Annotated in this window: 13 protein-coding genes; 5 read left to right on the top strand and 8 right to left on the bottom strand. The window is 64.9% G+C overall.

The genetic code is table 11. The annotated features are described in order from the left end of the window. The first annotated feature begins 170 nt into the window (after positions 1–170). Positions 171–2,216: an OmpA family protein gene (locus ACPPVR_RS01900; protein WP_426612604.1), complete on the top strand. Its 2,046-nt coding sequence runs from the start codon at positions 171–173 to the stop codon at positions 2,214–2,216. Between the two features lie 166 nt (positions 2,217–2,382). Here ACPPVR_RS01900 and argG read toward each other — a convergent pair whose 3' ends face one another. From argG to ACPPVR_RS01870, 6 genes are all read right to left on the bottom strand, one after another. After that, a complete protein-coding gene (argG, locus tag ACPPVR_RS01895; RefSeq protein WP_426612603.1) occupies positions 2,383–3,720 on the bottom strand; it encodes an argininosuccinate synthase in 1,338 nt (445 codons plus the stop codon). A gap of 93 nt (positions 3,721–3,813) precedes the next feature. Then, the gene (locus ACPPVR_RS01890; protein WP_426612602.1) at positions 3,814–4,590 is read right to left on the bottom strand and encodes a phosphatase PAP2 family protein; all 777 of its coding nucleotides are present in this window, start codon (positions 4,588–4,590) and stop codon (positions 3,814–3,816) included. Positions 4,591–4,645: 55 nt separating this feature from the next. Beyond that, positions 4,646–5,140, bottom strand: coding sequence for a hypothetical protein (locus ACPPVR_RS01885; protein WP_426612601.1), 495 nt, complete (start codon positions 5,138–5,140; stop codon positions 4,646–4,648). A gap of 134 nt (positions 5,141–5,274) precedes the next feature. Beyond that, positions 5,275–6,477 (bottom strand): 23S rRNA (adenine(2503)-C(2))-methyltransferase RlmN, encoded by a 1,203-nt coding sequence (rlmN, locus tag ACPPVR_RS01880; RefSeq protein ID WP_426612600.1) that lies wholly within the window; start codon positions 6,475–6,477, stop codon positions 5,275–5,277. A gap of 169 nt (positions 6,478–6,646) precedes the next feature. After that, the gene (locus ACPPVR_RS01875; RefSeq protein WP_426612599.1) at positions 6,647–7,282 is read right to left on the bottom strand and encodes an invasion associated locus B family protein; all 636 of its coding nucleotides are present in this window, start codon (positions 7,280–7,282) and stop codon (positions 6,647–6,649) included. A 147-nt stretch (positions 7,283–7,429) separates the two neighbouring features. Further along, positions 7,430–8,269 (bottom strand): SDR family oxidoreductase, encoded by an 840-nt coding sequence (locus ACPPVR_RS01870; protein WP_426612598.1) that lies wholly within the window; start codon positions 8,267–8,269, stop codon positions 7,430–7,432. Between the two features lie 222 nt (positions 8,270–8,491). Here ACPPVR_RS01870 and ACPPVR_RS01865 point away from each other — a divergent pair, with 222 nt between their 5' ends. The 3 genes from ACPPVR_RS01865 to ACPPVR_RS01855 all read left to right on the top strand — a co-directional run bounded on the left by ACPPVR_RS01865 (position 8,492) and on the right by ACPPVR_RS01855 (position 11,915). Continuing rightward, entirely contained in the window at positions 8,492–9,466 is a 975-nt protein-coding gene (locus ACPPVR_RS01865; RefSeq protein WP_426612597.1) for an NADPH:quinone oxidoreductase family protein, read from the top strand. A 406-nt stretch (positions 9,467–9,872) separates the two neighbouring features. Further along, complete coding sequence (locus tag ACPPVR_RS01860) at positions 9,873–10,730, top strand: hypothetical protein (RefSeq protein WP_426612596.1); 858 nt, start codon at positions 9,873–9,875, stop codon at positions 10,728–10,730. Positions 10,731–10,748: 18 nt separating this feature from the next. Continuing rightward, entirely contained in the window at positions 10,749–11,915 is a 1,167-nt protein-coding gene (locus ACPPVR_RS01855) for a TAXI family TRAP transporter solute-binding subunit (protein ID WP_426612595.1), read from the top strand. A gap of 51 nt (positions 11,916–11,966) precedes the next feature. On the opposite strand, the gene ACPPVR_RS01850 is transcribed toward ACPPVR_RS01855, so the two are convergent. Both ACPPVR_RS01850 and ACPPVR_RS01845 read right to left on the bottom strand, forming a co-directional pair. After that, on the bottom strand, positions 11,967–12,347 hold the full coding sequence (locus ACPPVR_RS01850; protein WP_426612594.1) for a YkvA family protein: 381 nt from the start codon (positions 12,345–12,347) through the stop codon (positions 11,967–11,969). Positions 12,348–12,447: 100 nt separating this feature from the next. Next, positions 12,448–12,750, bottom strand: a complete 303-nt coding sequence (locus ACPPVR_RS01845; protein WP_426612593.1) for a 4a-hydroxytetrahydrobiopterin dehydratase — start codon at positions 12,748–12,750, stop codon at positions 12,448–12,450. A gap of 151 nt (positions 12,751–12,901) precedes the next feature. Here ACPPVR_RS01845 and ACPPVR_RS01840 point away from each other — a divergent pair, with 151 nt between their 5' ends. Next, the gene (locus tag ACPPVR_RS01840) at positions 12,902–14,347 is read left to right on the top strand and encodes a TAXI family TRAP transporter solute-binding subunit (protein WP_426612592.1); all 1,446 of its coding nucleotides are present in this window, start codon (positions 12,902–12,904) and stop codon (positions 14,345–14,347) included. The last annotated feature ends 39 nt before the right edge of the window (positions 14,348–14,386 follow it).

The following is a 14,386-nucleotide window of genomic DNA, read 5'->3' as shown; positions in this document are numbered from 1 at the left end:
TGAGGCGATTGCAACCAGCGTCTGAATGCGCAATGAACGTTGCTAGAGTGACGTGATTTGCGTGCAGAAATAAATCGGGCCGCGACCTCTTTGCCCGCCACAATGCGGCCCAACGCGTAGCTGTTCATCCCAACACTTCGTCAAAGAACCTTCCGGGGAAGTTCACCACCATGACCAACCTACGTTTCGTGCTGCTCGCCACGACGACTCTGACCGCGATGCAATTCGCAAGCTCCGCATCGCATGCGCAAGGCGCACCGCCGATCGTGCTTGCACAGGCCCAGCCAGAATTGGGCCCTGACGGAAAACCGAAGCAGCCTCCGAAGGAAGCGCCAAAAGCTCCGCCGCCCGCCGCACGCCCGGCAGCGCCGCCTCCGCCGCCCGCGGCTCCCGCACACCCGACCGCACCGCCGCCGACGGCTGCACCGCCGCATCCGCCCGCAGCACCCCCGCCGGCTGCCGCGCCGGTGCGCCCAACGCCGCCGCCTCCACCAGCCCCGCCGCCCGCGACGCATCAGGCGCCTCCGCCGCCCCCGCCGCCGCCTGCTGCGCCCAAAGCACCGACGCCGCCTCCGGCCGCGGCTCCACAACAACACGCACCGACACCGCCTCCCCCGCCGACCGCGGCACCCGCACGTCCTGCCACCCCGCCGGCGCCTCCGCCGCCCGCGGCTGCGCCTCCGTCAGCGGCCCCTGCGGCCCGACCTCTCCCGACGGCGACGCCAGCCCCAACGGCAACGCCCGCTCCGACACCCGTTGCGCCGGCAGCTCGCCCGGCGACGCCTGCTGCCCCGACAGCCACACCGGCACCGTCCGCGACGCCAGCGCCTGGCACCACGCCGACCGGCCGTCCCGGCGCTCCGCCGGCTGCAGGGGCGCCAGCTCCAGGCATAACCCCGGCCCCGACGGCCACGCCGGCTCCAGGTGGCGCGATGACGCCTCCGCCCGGCCGCCAGGGAGCAACACCGGCCCCCGGCACGCCGCCCGCTGGCGCGCCCGCGGCTGCCGGATCACCTCCTGCAGGCACACCGCCTGCATCTCCGCAGGTGGGCGTCCCGGCCCGACCACCCGCGCCTCCCGCCGGCGCCGCGGCGCCATCTGTCGTCCCTGGTTCTGCAGCGGCCACGGTACCGGCCAACAGGGCGCAGAACGCTCCGCCGACAGTCACTTCGGTCTTCCGCGCCGCGCCCACGACCACCACGCCGCTTCCGCCACCGCCGCGCCCTCAGCAGCGTGACCTGACTCCGCTCGCGATCGGCGCAGGCGTGGTGGCCGGCGCCGTGATCGGTGCGACCATCGCCGACTACCGCAACCAGCGACAGGAGGTCGTCGAAGGCGGCCGCACCGTCTACACCGAGCCTGACCGCATCATCATCCGCGATCCGGGCGGGCAGGAATACGTCCGCGGCAATGATCTCTATCGCTTCCGCTACGGCGCCCGCGACATCCGCTCCGAAACTATCGGCGGGGAGACCCGCACCGTCGTGATCCGTCCCGACGGCAGCGAGGTGATCACCGTGGTCGGCGCGGACGGTTCGCTGCTGCGCCGAATCCGCAGGGACCCCGGCGGGCGCGAGATCGTCATCATCGACAACAGCTACCGCGATCCGCGGTCGGTCGGCGGCTTCTATGTCGACGTGCCGCCGCCGGTCGTCAGCATTCCCTATGATCGCTACATCGTCGACTCCGCGGATGCGTCGCCGGACGTGATCTACGAGACCATGGAGGCACCGCCGGTCCAACGGATCGACCGGCGCTATTCACTCGACGAGATCCGCTACAGCCCCAATGTTCGCATGCAGATGCCGAGCATCGACGTCAACACGATCAATTTCGAGTCAGGATCGTGGACCATCCCGCCGGACCAGGCGGCGCGGCTGCAGGCGATCGCCGACGGCCTCAACCGCGCGATCCAGCGCAACCCGCGCGAGGTGTTCCTGATCGAGGGACACACCGACGCGACCGGCAACGACGTCGACAATCTGTCGCTGTCGGACCGCCGTGCGCAGTCCGCGGCTGAATTGCTGACCCAGCAGTTCGGTGTGCCGGCGGAGAACCTGACGTCGCAGGGCTACGGCAAGCAGTATCTGAAGGAGCAGACGGACGGCCCGAGCCGGATCAACCGGCGCGTCACCGTTCGCCGCATCACGCCGCTGCTCAACGGCGGGCAGGCCTCGCTGCCGCCGCCCCCGCCCGGCATCACGCCGCCGCGCTGAGGCGAGGTCCACACATGCAAAATGGCCGGGAGCGATCCCGGCCATTTTTGTTTTCGTCATTGCGAGGAGCGAAGCGACGAAGCAATCCAGACTGTCACCGCCGAAGGATTCTGGATTGCTTCGCTTCGCTCACAATGACGAATGAGACGACAGTCGCTGGCTACCGCTAACCCTTGTCGTTCTCCAGCCGGAAGATCTGCGAACCTTCGCTGCCCGACAGCAAGCCTGTGTCCGTGTAGAGCTTCAGCTTCGTGCGTGTGTCGGCGATGTCGAGATTGCGCATCGTCAATTGACCAATGCGGTCGGCCGGCGAGAAGGCGGCGTCCTCGACCTTCTCCATGCTGAGCCGCTCCGGTGCATAGGTGAGGTTCGGGCTCTCGGTGTTGAGAAGCGAATAGTCGTTGCCGCGGCGCAGCTCGAGCGTGACCTCACCGGTGACGGCGCGCGCGACCCAGCGCTGCGCTGTCTCGCGCAGCATCAGCGCCTGCGAATCGAACCAGCGGCCCTGGTAGAGCAGACGGCCGAGACGCATGCCGCTGATGCGGTACTGCTCGATGGTGTCCTCGTTGTGGATGCCGGTGACGAGGCGCTCATAGGCGATGTGCAAGAGCGCCATGCCGGGCGCTTCATAGATGCCGCGGCTCTTGGCCTCGATGATGCGGTTCTCGATCTGGTCGCTCATGCCCAGGCCATGGCGGCCGCCGATGGCGTTGGCTTCGAGGAACAGCGCGACGGGATCGGCGAAGGTCTGGCCGTTCAACGCCGTGGGCTGGCCTTCCTCGAAGCGCACGACGACCTTCTCGGCCTTGACGTTGCAGTCGTCGCGCCAGAACGGCACGCCCATGATCGGGTTGACGATCTTGATGCCGCTGTCGAGGCTTTCGAGATCCTTGGCCTCGTGCGTGGCACCGAGCAGATTGCTGTCGGTGGAGTACGCCTTCTCGGCGCTCATCTTGTAGGCAAAGCCCTGGGCGGTCATGAACGCCGACATTTCGGCGCGGCCGCCGAGCTCATCGATGAACTGCTGGTCGAGCCAGGGCTTGTAGATGCGCAGGCCCGGATTGGTGAGCAGGCCGTAGCGGTAGAAGCGCTCGATGTCGTTGCCCTTGAAGGTCGAGCCGTCGCCCCAGATGTTGACGCCGTCCTCCTTCATCGCAGCGACCAGCATCGTGCCGGTCACCGCGCGCCCGAGCGGCGTGGTATTGAAATAGGTGATGCCGCCGGTCGAGATGTGGAAGGCACCCGACTGGATCGCGGCGATACCTTCGTGGACGAGTTGCGTGCGGCAATCGACGAGCAGCGCTTTCTCGGCACCGAACTCCATCGCCTTGCGCGGGATCTCGTTGTAGTCGGCTTCATCGGGCTGGCCGAGATTGGCGGTATAGGCGTAGCAGCGCGCGCCCTTCTGCTTCATCCAGAGCAGCGCCGCACTGGTGTCGAGACCGCCCGAAAACGCGATACCGACTTTCTCACCCTTGGGCAGGCTTTTCAGGATCGTGGTCATGGGGCTTCCAATCGGGTGTCAAAGGGCTGATGGCGGCTGTGGTTTGACCGCGCGAATATCAAATTTTGGCGTCCGGAGCACGCGTTTAATGGCTCAAACCGACGGCTCCGGGTCCCTCTTGCCGCCGAGCAGGCGCAGCCGGAGCTGGTAGCCCGGCCAGGCCAGCCGGGTCAGAGCGGCGTCGACGGCGCGATCCGAGAACCGCGTCCGCGGCCAGCGGTAAATCATGGCGTAGGCCAGCCAGATGACGAGGAAACTGACGAGACCGGCGATCGAGACATCCGTGAAGAAGTGGCCGCCGAAGGACATCCGAAGTCCGCTGGTCACGATGCCGAAGACGACGGCCCCGGCATAGGCGAACGGCCGCCACGCCGGCGGCGCCAGCGCGGCCGGCGCCAGCGTCCAGAATGCGGTCGCGCCCTCGCCGGAGAAGAACGAGCAGTTGCGCGCGCAGTCACCGCGCGGGTCCCACCACGGCACGAATTGCTGGTCGCCGGCGAACTGTGTCACCACCACCGGGCGCGGACGGCCCCAATAGGTTTTGAAGGTGAGATTGGTGAGCACGCCCGCCGAGAGCGTCAGTGTCACCAGCAGGAAGATGATCGCGCGTCCGGACACCATCAGCGGCCGGTCCGGCCGGAACGTCTTGACCACGAGCGCCACCAGCGAGGGCAGCGCGAGCGCCCACGAAATCCACATTGCCGCATCGCGCGCGACGCCGGCATAGACGTTCAGCTTGAGCGGAAAGGTCTTGCTGTCGGGATCGAAGAACAGCGAGGCGAGCTTGAGATCGAGTTCGGGATAGAGGCCGAAGACGACGCCGATCACGAGCCACAGCGCCAGGGCGATAAAGAGTCCGGTACGGTTCATGGCGCGCGGTTTAGCGGAGGGAAGCGAGGATGAAAACCCCGGAATCGGGCGCGGTTCACCGCGCGTCCGGCCTTGAATTCAACGGTAGCGGCGGAGGCGGCTGGAGCGGGGGCGCCGGCTGGCGCCAGGCGCCGGCATTGCGGCCGGCGATCAGCCAGTAGGCGACGCCTGCGACAATGCCCGCGCCGGTCATGATCTCGAGATGGCGCCGCACGATGCCTTCGAATTGCAACGTGTCGGAGTGGAAGGGAACAAGGCCGAGATAGCAGGCGAGCCCAACCACGCCGCCGCAGACGGCATAGGCGAGCGCACTGCGGATATAGAGTGCTTCGGTGATCGCGACGATCACCGCCGCCGGAACCAAAGCAAAGCCCGAGACGAAGATGAAGCCGAAGCCCAGCAGAATATCGATCGTGCCCTGATCGACGGGACCGGCACCGAGGTCAGAGAACTCCGGAAACAGCAGCGCACCAACAACGATCATGCCGCCGACGAAACAGGCGGCGAGAAAGCCGATGAAGATGACGACGAGGCGGCCGATCAGTGCCATGACGGAAAAGCCACCATTGCCGTCATTGCGAGCGCAGCGACGCAATCCAGAGATGCTTCCACAGAAGCAGTCTGGATTGTTTCGTCGCTACGCTCCTCGCAATGACGAAGCTGCGAGAGCGCGCACATAGCTAGCTAATCCGTCATCGCCATGGCGCGCAGCGCTTGGCGTTCACGGGCCGAAAGCTTTTCGGTTTCCGACTTGAGCTGACCGCAGGCGGCGAGGATGTCGCGGCCGCGCGGGGTGCGCACCGGCGAGGAATAGCCGGCGTTGAAGATGTATTCGGAGAATTTTTCGATCTGGTCCCAATCCGAGCATTCATAGGCCGTGCCGGGCCAGGGATTGAACGGGATCAAATTGATTTTTGCGTGGATGCCCTTGAGCATCTTCACCAGCAATTTTGCATCGTCGAGGGAATCGTTGACGCCCTTGAGCATCACATATTCGAAGGTGATGCGGCGCGCATTCGACGCGCCGGGATAGTCACGGCAGGCCTGCAGCAGTTCCTTGATCGGATATTTGCGGTTGAGCGGCACCAGCTCGTTACGCAGCTCGTCGCGCACGGCATGCAAGGAGATCGCGAGCATGACGCCGATCTCGTCGCCGGCACGCACGATGTTCGGCACCACGCCCGAGGTCGACAGCGTGATGCGGCGGCGGGAGATGCCGATGCCTTCATTGTCGCCGACGATCAGAAGCGCATCGCGCACCGCGTCGAAATTGTAGAGCGGCTCGCCCATGCCCATCATCACGATGTTGGTGACACGGCGCGTGCCGTCCTCGCGATCGGCCCAATCGTTCAGGCGATCGCGCGCGACCATCACCTGGCCGACGATCTCGCCGGCGGTCAGGTTGCGCACCAGGCGCTGCGTGCCGGTATGACAGAACGAGCAATTCAAGGTGCAGCCGACCTGCGAGGAGACGCACAGCGTGCCGCGATCGGTCTCGGGGATGTAGACGCACTCGACTTCATGGGCACGCTCGACATTGTCACCGCTCGGCAACCGAAGCAGCCATTTGCGGGTGCCGTCGTTGGAGATCTGCTCCGCCACGACTTCGGGCCGGTCGACGGTGAAATGCTGGGCGAGTTCAGCGCGAATGCCCTTCGAGACCGAGGTCATATCGTCGAAGCTCTGGGCGCCGCGGAAATACATCCAGTGCCACAGCTGCTGCACGCGCATCTTGCGCTGTGCAGGCGCGACCCCGATCTCGCCGAGCCGATCCGCGAGTTCGTTGCGCGACAGGCCTATGAGCGACGGCTTGGCCGGCGGTACATAGACTTCGAGTGGAGTCTTCTCCACCAATGTTGCGTTATGCGGCTCGGTCGTCGGTTGCATTGAATGGCCTGGTGTCACTCGTGTCTAAACTCGTCATGCCCGGGCATAGCCGCTGGAAGGACGGCGTGGCCATGACGACAGAAAATCTGGAACCGCCCCTATATAGCAACCGGAACCGCCGATTGCGACCGTGGCTGTTGCTTAGCCCTAACGGCTTAAGCCTCCGGGCTTAGCGCCTGCAGTCCTGCGAAATCCGATCCAGCGCCTGGGCGAGGCCCTTCAGCGAGAACGTGTCGGTCGTCTCCGTCCCCTTGGCCGAGACGCCCCTGACCACGAGATCGGCGGATTTGCGCATGGCTTCGACCATTCGCTCCTCCTCGGCCGCATTCTTGATCCAGAGGCCGTCACCTTGGGTGTACATCGCGAAGGCGGCGCCGCCGACCTCGACCGAGGATTCCGAGCCCGGTTTCAGGGCGTAGCCGATCATCACCGAGACTTCGTTATTGACCTTCTCCGCCGGCCGGGTCGAGACGAAGGCATAGGCGGGATCACGCGGGCGGTTCGGCGGGTTGGTCTTGGACGAGGAGGGCTTGGCCAGAGCAAAGCAGACCTTCTTGCCGTTGGGTGTCGCCGAATACGCGCCCCAGGTGCCGAACTGGCCGATCAGGGTCGGATCAGCTCCGCCAGCAACCGCCGCGGGAACGGCCACCGGTTTGCTCTCCGGCTTTGCCGCCGTCTTCGCGGCCGGAGCGGCCGGTTTTGCCGCGGCCTTCGGCGCCGGTTGCGGCGTCTGCGCGCGCGCGGAATCGCCGATTCCCCACGCCGCCACACCAGTTATCGAAGCCAAAAATAGCGCCCGCCACATGCTGGAGTGGTTCCCTCAATATTGTGACTGGAAGATGGCCCGGCCGGGTTTTGTCCCCGAGCAGGGATAACCGGGAAAGTCCAATTTGGGAAGGCAGTTAGCGGGACGGCGCAGCTAGATCTCGACTAGCTCTTGGCTAGTTCTTGGCTAGTTCTTGGCGCGTACGGCACGCTGCTCGGCCCACTGCGCGTCGGTCCAGCGCAACAAATCCTCAGCGCCGGAACTGCGCAAATGCGCGCCGCCGTCGATCACCACCATCTCGCCATTGATGTAGCCGGCACGATCCGAGATCAGGAAGCTGGCGAGATCGGCAAGCTCCGTATGCTCGCCGGTGCGTCCAAGCGGATTGCGCGCGGTCCAGCCTTCATCACGGCCCTCCGGGCGAAGCTGCCCCGATGCGCCGGCGGTCGGGAACGGCCCTGGCGCGATCGCGACGGTGCGGATGCCCTTCGGTCCCCACTCCACCGCGAGACTTTTTGTCATCGCCAGCACCGCCGACTTCGCCATCGCGGACGGAACGGTGAAGGCTCGGCCGGTGATGGTCGAGGTCGAGAGGATCGAGAGCACGACGCCACGATGCTTGCCATCGATCCAGCGCCCCCCGGCGGCGAGCGTGCAATACATCGCGCCATGCAGCGTCGGCGCCAGGATCGCATCCGCCGCACGGAACGACAGATGCTCGCTCTGTGCGATGAAGGTCGCGGCAGCATTGTTGACGAGAATGTCGAGCGGCGCCTCGCGCCAGATCGCATCCATCATGCTGTCGACGGCGGCGCCGTCGCGGACGTCACAGGCGATGGTCGTGACCTTGCCTCCGGTCTCTGCGCGCATCTCGGCTGCGGTTGCGTCAAGCCGGTCGAGCTTGCGGCCGCAGATGACGAGCTCGGCGCCGAGTGCGAGGAAGCGGCGCCCCATTGGGGCGCCGAGGCCCGAGCCGCCACCGGTGACGAGGATGCGCTTGTTCCTGAGTAGACCTGTTTCAAACATCGTTTGAATCCTCCCTTTTCTTCTTGCTTCGTCATTGCGAGCGCAGCGAAGCAATTCAGGCTATTTCCGCGGCGCGGACTCTGGATTGTTTCGCTGCACTCGCAATGACGCGAGGATAAGCCTGCACGTCGCATTGAGCAAAGAAACCGGATTGTGGCCCATCGCCAAATCCGGCAGAAACGGCCTAACTATAATTCTGCCTCGAAACGCCAAGGTGTCGCCATGAAAGCCATCCTCTGCTCGCAATATTGCCAGCCTGACGATCTCGTACTCGCCGACATACCGGATCCGGTGGCAGGTCCCGGCGAAGCCGTGATCGCGATCAAGGCGGCGGCGCTGAACTTCTTCGACATCCTGATGATCCAGGGCAAATACCAGATCAAGCCGCCATTTCCGTTCTCGCCGGCCGCCGAAGTCGCCGGCGTGATCGAGAGCATCGGCCCTGGCGTCACCGATGTGAAGATCGGCGACCGCGTCGTGGCCTCCTGCGGCCACAACGGCGCGCGCGAAAAGATCGCACTGCCCGCGGCCTCGATCGTGAAGATTCCCGACAATCTCGACTATGACCGCGCGGCGGGCATCATCATCATCTACGGCACCGCGCTGCATGCCCTGGAAGATCGCGCGAGCCCGAAGCCGGGCGAGACGCTCGCGGTGCTCGGTGCTGCCGGCGGCACAGGCTTGGCTGCCTGCGAGCTCGGCAAGCTGATGGGCTTGAAGGTGATCGCCTGCGCCTCGTCGGACGAGAAGCTCGAGTTCGCGAAAGCGCATGGCGCCGAGCTGACGCTCAACTACGGCAAGGAAGATTTGAAGGAAGGCCTGCGCAAGCTCACCGGCGGCAAGGGCGTCGACATCATTTTCGATCCCGTGGGTGGCGCCTATGCTGAGCAGGCGCTGCGCTCGATTGCCTGGGAAGGCCGCTTCCTCGTGATCGGCTTTGCCGCTGGCGACATTCCCAAAATGCCGCTGAACCTCGCGCTGCTGAAAGGCTGCGACATCCGCGGCGTGTTCTGGGGCGCCTGGACACGGCTCAACCCGGCCAAGAACCGCGCCAATCTGGAGAAGCTCGTGAAGTGGACCGCGGAAGGAAAGATTTCATCGCATGTCGATCGCACTTTCCCGCTGGCACAGACGGCGGATGCGCTGAAGGTGCTCGCGGGACGCCAGGCCATGGGCAAGGTGATTTTGCATCCCTGAGGATGCTGAGCTGTTGCCACATCTGAAACTGTCATCGCCCGCCTTGTGCGCAATTGCGCACTGGGGCGGGCGATCCAGTATTCCGAGACGATGGGGGTTCAATCGATGGGCCGCGGCATACTGGATTCCCCGCTTCCGCGGGGAATGAGAGCGACCGCGAGACAGGCCGTGCGCTCCCACTGCCCAGCAAAATCCCCTCAACCACAGCTGGCGAAATGGCGGTGCATTCCCCGGCGCCGCCCCAATCAAACCCCAATTTCTCCCGATTCGCGCCAACCGTCGTCGTTTTTTGGGCTGATTCAAACGGCGATTTACCGGTTCCAGTTCACGGGGCGCTTCTGGACAACAACAAGAAGACTGAAGCCGGGAAGGCCCTCGCGTTGCGTTAGTAATGGGGAGCATCACCATGGAGACGACGGCATACCGCCCGTCCAGGGAGTCGAGGGCGTTCGACTCCGATAAAGCCGCATCATATTCGTCCACCGCGTCCTTTATCCGTGCACGCGCCGAGCGCGCCGATCTTTCGCAGGACGATCCCGTTCCACTTTTCCTGTCCGACCCGCTCGGCACGCCCGACCCGCGCGAATATGCGCCGCTAGAGTTGCACCGCCGAACCAGGATCGTTCGACGCGTTGGCGCTGCGGTTCTGGCGATCTCGGCCGCGGCGGTTTTGGCCGCGCTGTTTCAGCCCGATCTTCGCAACCTCGTCGCGGCCAGTGCCGGTATCGCGACGAGCCCAGCCCCTGACCATCCAGCGGCTCAGGCCAGTGCGCCAGTGGCACCCCAGATCCCGCTCAAGGACCTGGCCCGCGTGACCAACACGAAGCTGGCGAGCGCCGACACGCAGGCTCCGCCGGCACAATCGGCGCCGAGCCGCGAGGCGATCGCGACCGCCTACCAGATTGCGCTGCAAGCCCAGGCCCCCGCGCCCGTCGCCGTGCAGCCTGCACCGCCTCCACCTGCGCCGGCTCAGCCTGCGAGGGAGCTCGATGCGGACACGCTGGCAGGACTGATGACGCGCGCCAAGAGCCTGATCGGCGTCGGCGACATCGCCGCGGCGCGCCTGCTGCTCGAACGCGCCGCCAATGCGCAGGATGCAACGGCCGCACTCCTGCTGGCCCAGACCTATGATCCGGCCGTGCTCGGCACCAGGGACTCGCGGAGCGTCAATGCCGACGCCACGGTCGCACGCGACTGGTACCAGAAGGCAGCAGCCTTCGGATCGGCGGACGCGCGGCAGCGCCTCGCTCAGCTCTCGAACTAGAACTCATCAGGGGACATCATGCGTAACGCTTTGAGAATGGCGCTTGCCGCCATCATGACCATCTGCGCCTTCGCGGCGCGCGCCGAGCAGACCGAATATGATCCGGCCAAGGTCTCGGACAGTTTGAAGGCCATCTTCCAGTTCGGCTCGACCTCGACCAAGCAGGCGCTGAACGCCAACACCGTCACGCTGATCACCGGCACGATCGGCGGCACCTATGTGCAGTTCGGCGCCGATCTCGCCTCCGTGCTCGACGACGGCAACAAGATCCGCGTGCTGCCGATCGTCGGCCGCGGCTCGGTGCAGAGCGTCGCCGATATCCTGTTTTTGCAAGGCGTCGATCTCGGAATCGTACGGGCCGATACGCTCGACTATCTCGAACGAAAAGGCTTCGCCAAGGACATCAAGCGGCAATTCACCTATGTGACCAAGCTCTACAACGAAGAGATGCAGGTGATCGCGCCGAAATCGGTCGCGACGCTGAAAGACCTCGAAGGCAAGACGGTGAGCGTCGACCTGCCCAACGGCGGCACCTTCGTCACCGCGCTCACCGTGTTCGAGCGGCTCGGGATCAAGGCGAAATTCGTCTATGTCGAGCAGCGTATCGCGATGGAGAAGCTGAAGGCCGGCGAAATCGACGCCGTCATCGTGGTCGGCGGCAAGCCTTACAAATCGGTCTCGAGCTTCGGCAATGACGGCCGCTTCCACCTTGCGAAGGTCGACTATGCAAAGCCGCTCCAGAGCGACTACCTGCCAGCGACGCTGACCGCCAAGGATTATCCGAACCTGATCAAGGAGGGCGAGAGCGTGGACACCATCGCGGTGCCTGCAGTGCTCGCGGCTTATAATTGGGCACCGAACACCGAGCGCTATCGCAAGCTCGCGCTGTTCGTGGACGCGTTCTTCACCAAATTCCCGGCACTCCAGAACCCGCCGTTCCATCCCAAATGGAAGGAGGTTTCGCTCGCAGCACCACTGACCGGCTGGAGCAGATTGCCGGTGGCGCAGCAATGGCTCGACCGGCACGGCGTCGAGCCGGTGACCCAGCAACGCTTCGAGGCGTTCCTGAAGCAAACCCCCACGGCCGCGAAGGTGTCCGACGCCGACCGGGAAACGCTGTTCAAGCAATTCCAGGCGTGGGATGCGGAGAAGGCCCGGGCGGGAACGGGGACGGAGAAGAAGTAGGTCTCTCAGAGTCGTCCTGGCTTTCGCCAGGACGACTCCGGTGGTTCGCTGCTACGCCGCCTCCGCCTCATCCACGCCGCGCTTCAGCGCGGCACGGGCGGCTTCGCGATGCTCCGTCGTGATGTGGCTGGCGACCATGCGAAGGGCGGTGGCGAGCACGGCGGCGTCATCCGTGAAGCCGAGGATCGGCATCACGTCGGGGATGAAATCAAACGGCAGGATGAAATAGGCGATGGCGCCGAGCAGCGACGCCTGGACATGGCGCGGCGTCTGCCGGTCGAACGCACAGTAATAGGCGGCGAGCAGATCTTCCGCGAACGGCAGATGCGCGGCGACACGCTTCAGCTTGCGCCAGAAGCGGCGACGCACGCTCTCACGGTCCTCGGCAAGCCGATCAGCCGGCTCGAAGCCGACGCTGTGTTCGGCAGCCATGTCCAAAACTCCGTTCAGCCAGGGGCCGCGGGGAAGGGCGGCGGATCGCCGCTCACGATGCTGATCACAAGATGGGGATCAAGCCGGTCCCTGCAAGACGTCAGCCCTGCGTCAGCCTGGCGATGCCATTCATCGCCTTGGCAAGCTCGATATCGAGCCCCGTGAGGCCACCGGCATCATGGGTCGACAGCACCACCTCCACCGTCTTGTAGACGTTGCGCCATTCCGGGTGGTGATCCATCTTTTCGGCGACCAGCGCGGCGCGGGTCATGAAGCCGAAGGCCTCGTTGAAATCCTTGAAGACAAAGGTCTTCCCGATGGCCTCCCGGCCAGAAACCTCGGCCCAGCCCGGGATACCGCCCAGCGCCTGCTTGCGCGCGTCCGCCGATAACCGCTCTGCCATGATCGCCTCCGTCCTTCAGGGGAACTTTACCCTAACACCGTGCTTACGCCCCGGTTCATACGGGATTTCGTCGATCCGCTAACCATGACCGAGATGTAACCCCGCCGGACAAGAAATTTGCTACACTTGGGGGCGTAAATCGCCGGCCAAGATGAAACTGAGCCTGAAGCGCTTGTTTGGGAGATCGATGACAGGGGGATTGGACCTGGCCGAAACGCCCTCTCCGCCTTCGCCGCGATCCGCGGCGCGGAAGACCGCGCTCGTGTCTCTGGCGCTCGTGTTTGCAATCATCGGTGCGCTTGTCGGCGGCTATTATTTCGCGATGCGACCGGTGACGCTGAAGGTCGCGGTCGGTCCCGCCAACAGCGATGACGTCAAGGTGGTGCAGGCGCTGACGCAAGCCTTTGCGCAGAGCAAGGGCTATGTGCGGCTGCGTCCGATCCAGACCGACGGCGCCACCGCCAGTGCCGATCTGCTCGCCGAGGGCAAAGCCGACCTCGCCATCGTGCGCGGCGATCTCGACGTGCCCAAGAATGCGCAAGCCGTCGCGACGCTCCGCAAGAACGTCGCGGTGCTGTGGACCGTGCCAGGCAAGGGCAAGAAGAAGGGCGCCAAGATCACCAAGATCGCGCAGCTCGCCGGCCATCGCGTCGGCGTGGTTGGCCGCACGCCCGCCAACGTCAATTTGCTCAAGGTGATCCTCCAGCAATACGGCGTCGATCCCGCCAAGGTCGAGATCGTGCAATTCCCGGCGGGCGAAGTCGCCGAGGCGATCCGCACCCAGAAGGTCGACGCGTATCTGGCGGCAGGGCCCGTCAACAGCAAGATCACCGCGGACGCGATCGCCGCCTCCTCCAAGGATATCGGCACGCCGACCTTCCTCGCGATCGATTCCGCGGATGCGATCGCGCAAAACCATCCGGTCTATGAAGCGTCCGAGATTCCCGCCGGCACTTATGGCGGCTCGCCCGACCGTCCCGAGGAAGAGGTCAAGACGATCAGCTTTTCGCACCACATCGTGGCGCGCAAGGGCTTGTCGGAGACCACCGTCGCCGCGTTCACGCGGCAGCTGTTCGCGGTGCGCCAGCAATTGGTGGCCGAATTCCCGATGGCCGCGAAGATCGAAACGCCCGACACCGACAAGGATGCCGTGATCCCCGTGCATCCCGGTGCCGCCGCCTTCGTCGACGGCGAGGAAAAAACCTTCCTCGACAAATACAGCGATTACATCTGGTGGACCCTGATGGCGCTCTCGGCCACGGGCTCGATCGGCGCATGGTTCGCGGGCTATCTGAAGAAGGACGAGCGCGACAACAACAGCCATCTGCGCGACCGCCTGCTCGACATGATCGCGGCCGCCCGCAAAAGCGAGACGACCGAAGAGCTCGACCAGATGCAGACCGAGGCCGACGAGATCCTGCGCGACACGCTGCGCTGCTACGATCACGGCGCCATCGAGGAAGGCGCGTTGACCGCCTTCAACATCGTGCTCGAGCAGTTCCATACTGCGGTGGCCGACCGCAAGGCCGTGCTGTTCAGCATGCCGCAGAACCTGCAACGCGCCAGCGCGCAATTCCGGGCCGCAAGCACTGCGTAAGAGCCTGCGCGCGTTATCGCCGCGTCACATTGTCTCAAT

Origin of the sequence: Bradyrhizobium sp. McL0616 (genome assembly GCF_049993385.1) — a bacterium.
GTDB lineage: Bacteria > Pseudomonadota > Alphaproteobacteria > Rhizobiales > Xanthobacteraceae > Bradyrhizobium.
Note: the sequence above shows the minus strand (reverse complement) of the source record. Positions and strands in the feature narration are given on the sequence as shown.

Excerpts from the sequence above, each read along its gene's own strand:
- ACPPVR_RS01900 (WP_426612604.1), top strand. The coding sequence starts at position 171 with ATGACCAACCTACGTTTCGTGCTGCTCGCCACGACGACTCTGACCGCG.
- argG (WP_426612603.1), bottom strand. The coding sequence starts at position 3,720 with ATGACCACGATCCTGAAAAGCCTGCCCAAGGGTGAGAAAGTCGGTATC.
- ACPPVR_RS01890 (WP_426612602.1), bottom strand. The coding sequence starts at position 4,590 with ATGAACCGTACCGGACTCTTTATCGCCCTGGCGCTGTGGCTCGTGATC.
- ACPPVR_RS01885 (WP_426612601.1), bottom strand. The coding sequence starts at position 5,140 with ATGGCACTGATCGGCCGCCTCGTCGTCATCTTCATCGGCTTTCTCGCC.
- rlmN (WP_426612600.1), bottom strand. The coding sequence starts at position 6,477 with ATGCAACCGACGACCGAGCCGCATAACGCAACATTGGTGGAGAAGACT.
- ACPPVR_RS01875 (WP_426612599.1), bottom strand. The coding sequence starts at position 7,282 with ATGTGGCGGGCGCTATTTTTGGCTTCGATAACTGGTGTGGCGGCGTGG.
- ACPPVR_RS01870 (WP_426612598.1), bottom strand. The coding sequence starts at position 8,269 with ATGTTTGAAACAGGTCTACTCAGGAACAAGCGCATCCTCGTCACCGGT.
- ACPPVR_RS01865 (WP_426612597.1), top strand. The coding sequence starts at position 8,492 with ATGAAAGCCATCCTCTGCTCGCAATATTGCCAGCCTGACGATCTCGTA.
- ACPPVR_RS01860 (WP_426612596.1), top strand. The coding sequence starts at position 9,873 with ATGGAGACGACGGCATACCGCCCGTCCAGGGAGTCGAGGGCGTTCGAC.
- ACPPVR_RS01855 (WP_426612595.1), top strand. The coding sequence starts at position 10,749 with ATGCGTAACGCTTTGAGAATGGCGCTTGCCGCCATCATGACCATCTGC.
- ACPPVR_RS01850 (WP_426612594.1), bottom strand. The coding sequence starts at position 12,347 with ATGGCTGCCGAACACAGCGTCGGCTTCGAGCCGGCTGATCGGCTTGCC.
- ACPPVR_RS01845 (WP_426612593.1), bottom strand. The coding sequence starts at position 12,750 with ATGGCAGAGCGGTTATCGGCGGACGCGCGCAAGCAGGCGCTGGGCGGT.
- ACPPVR_RS01840 (WP_426612592.1), top strand. The coding sequence starts at position 12,902 with ATGAAACTGAGCCTGAAGCGCTTGTTTGGGAGATCGATGACAGGGGGA.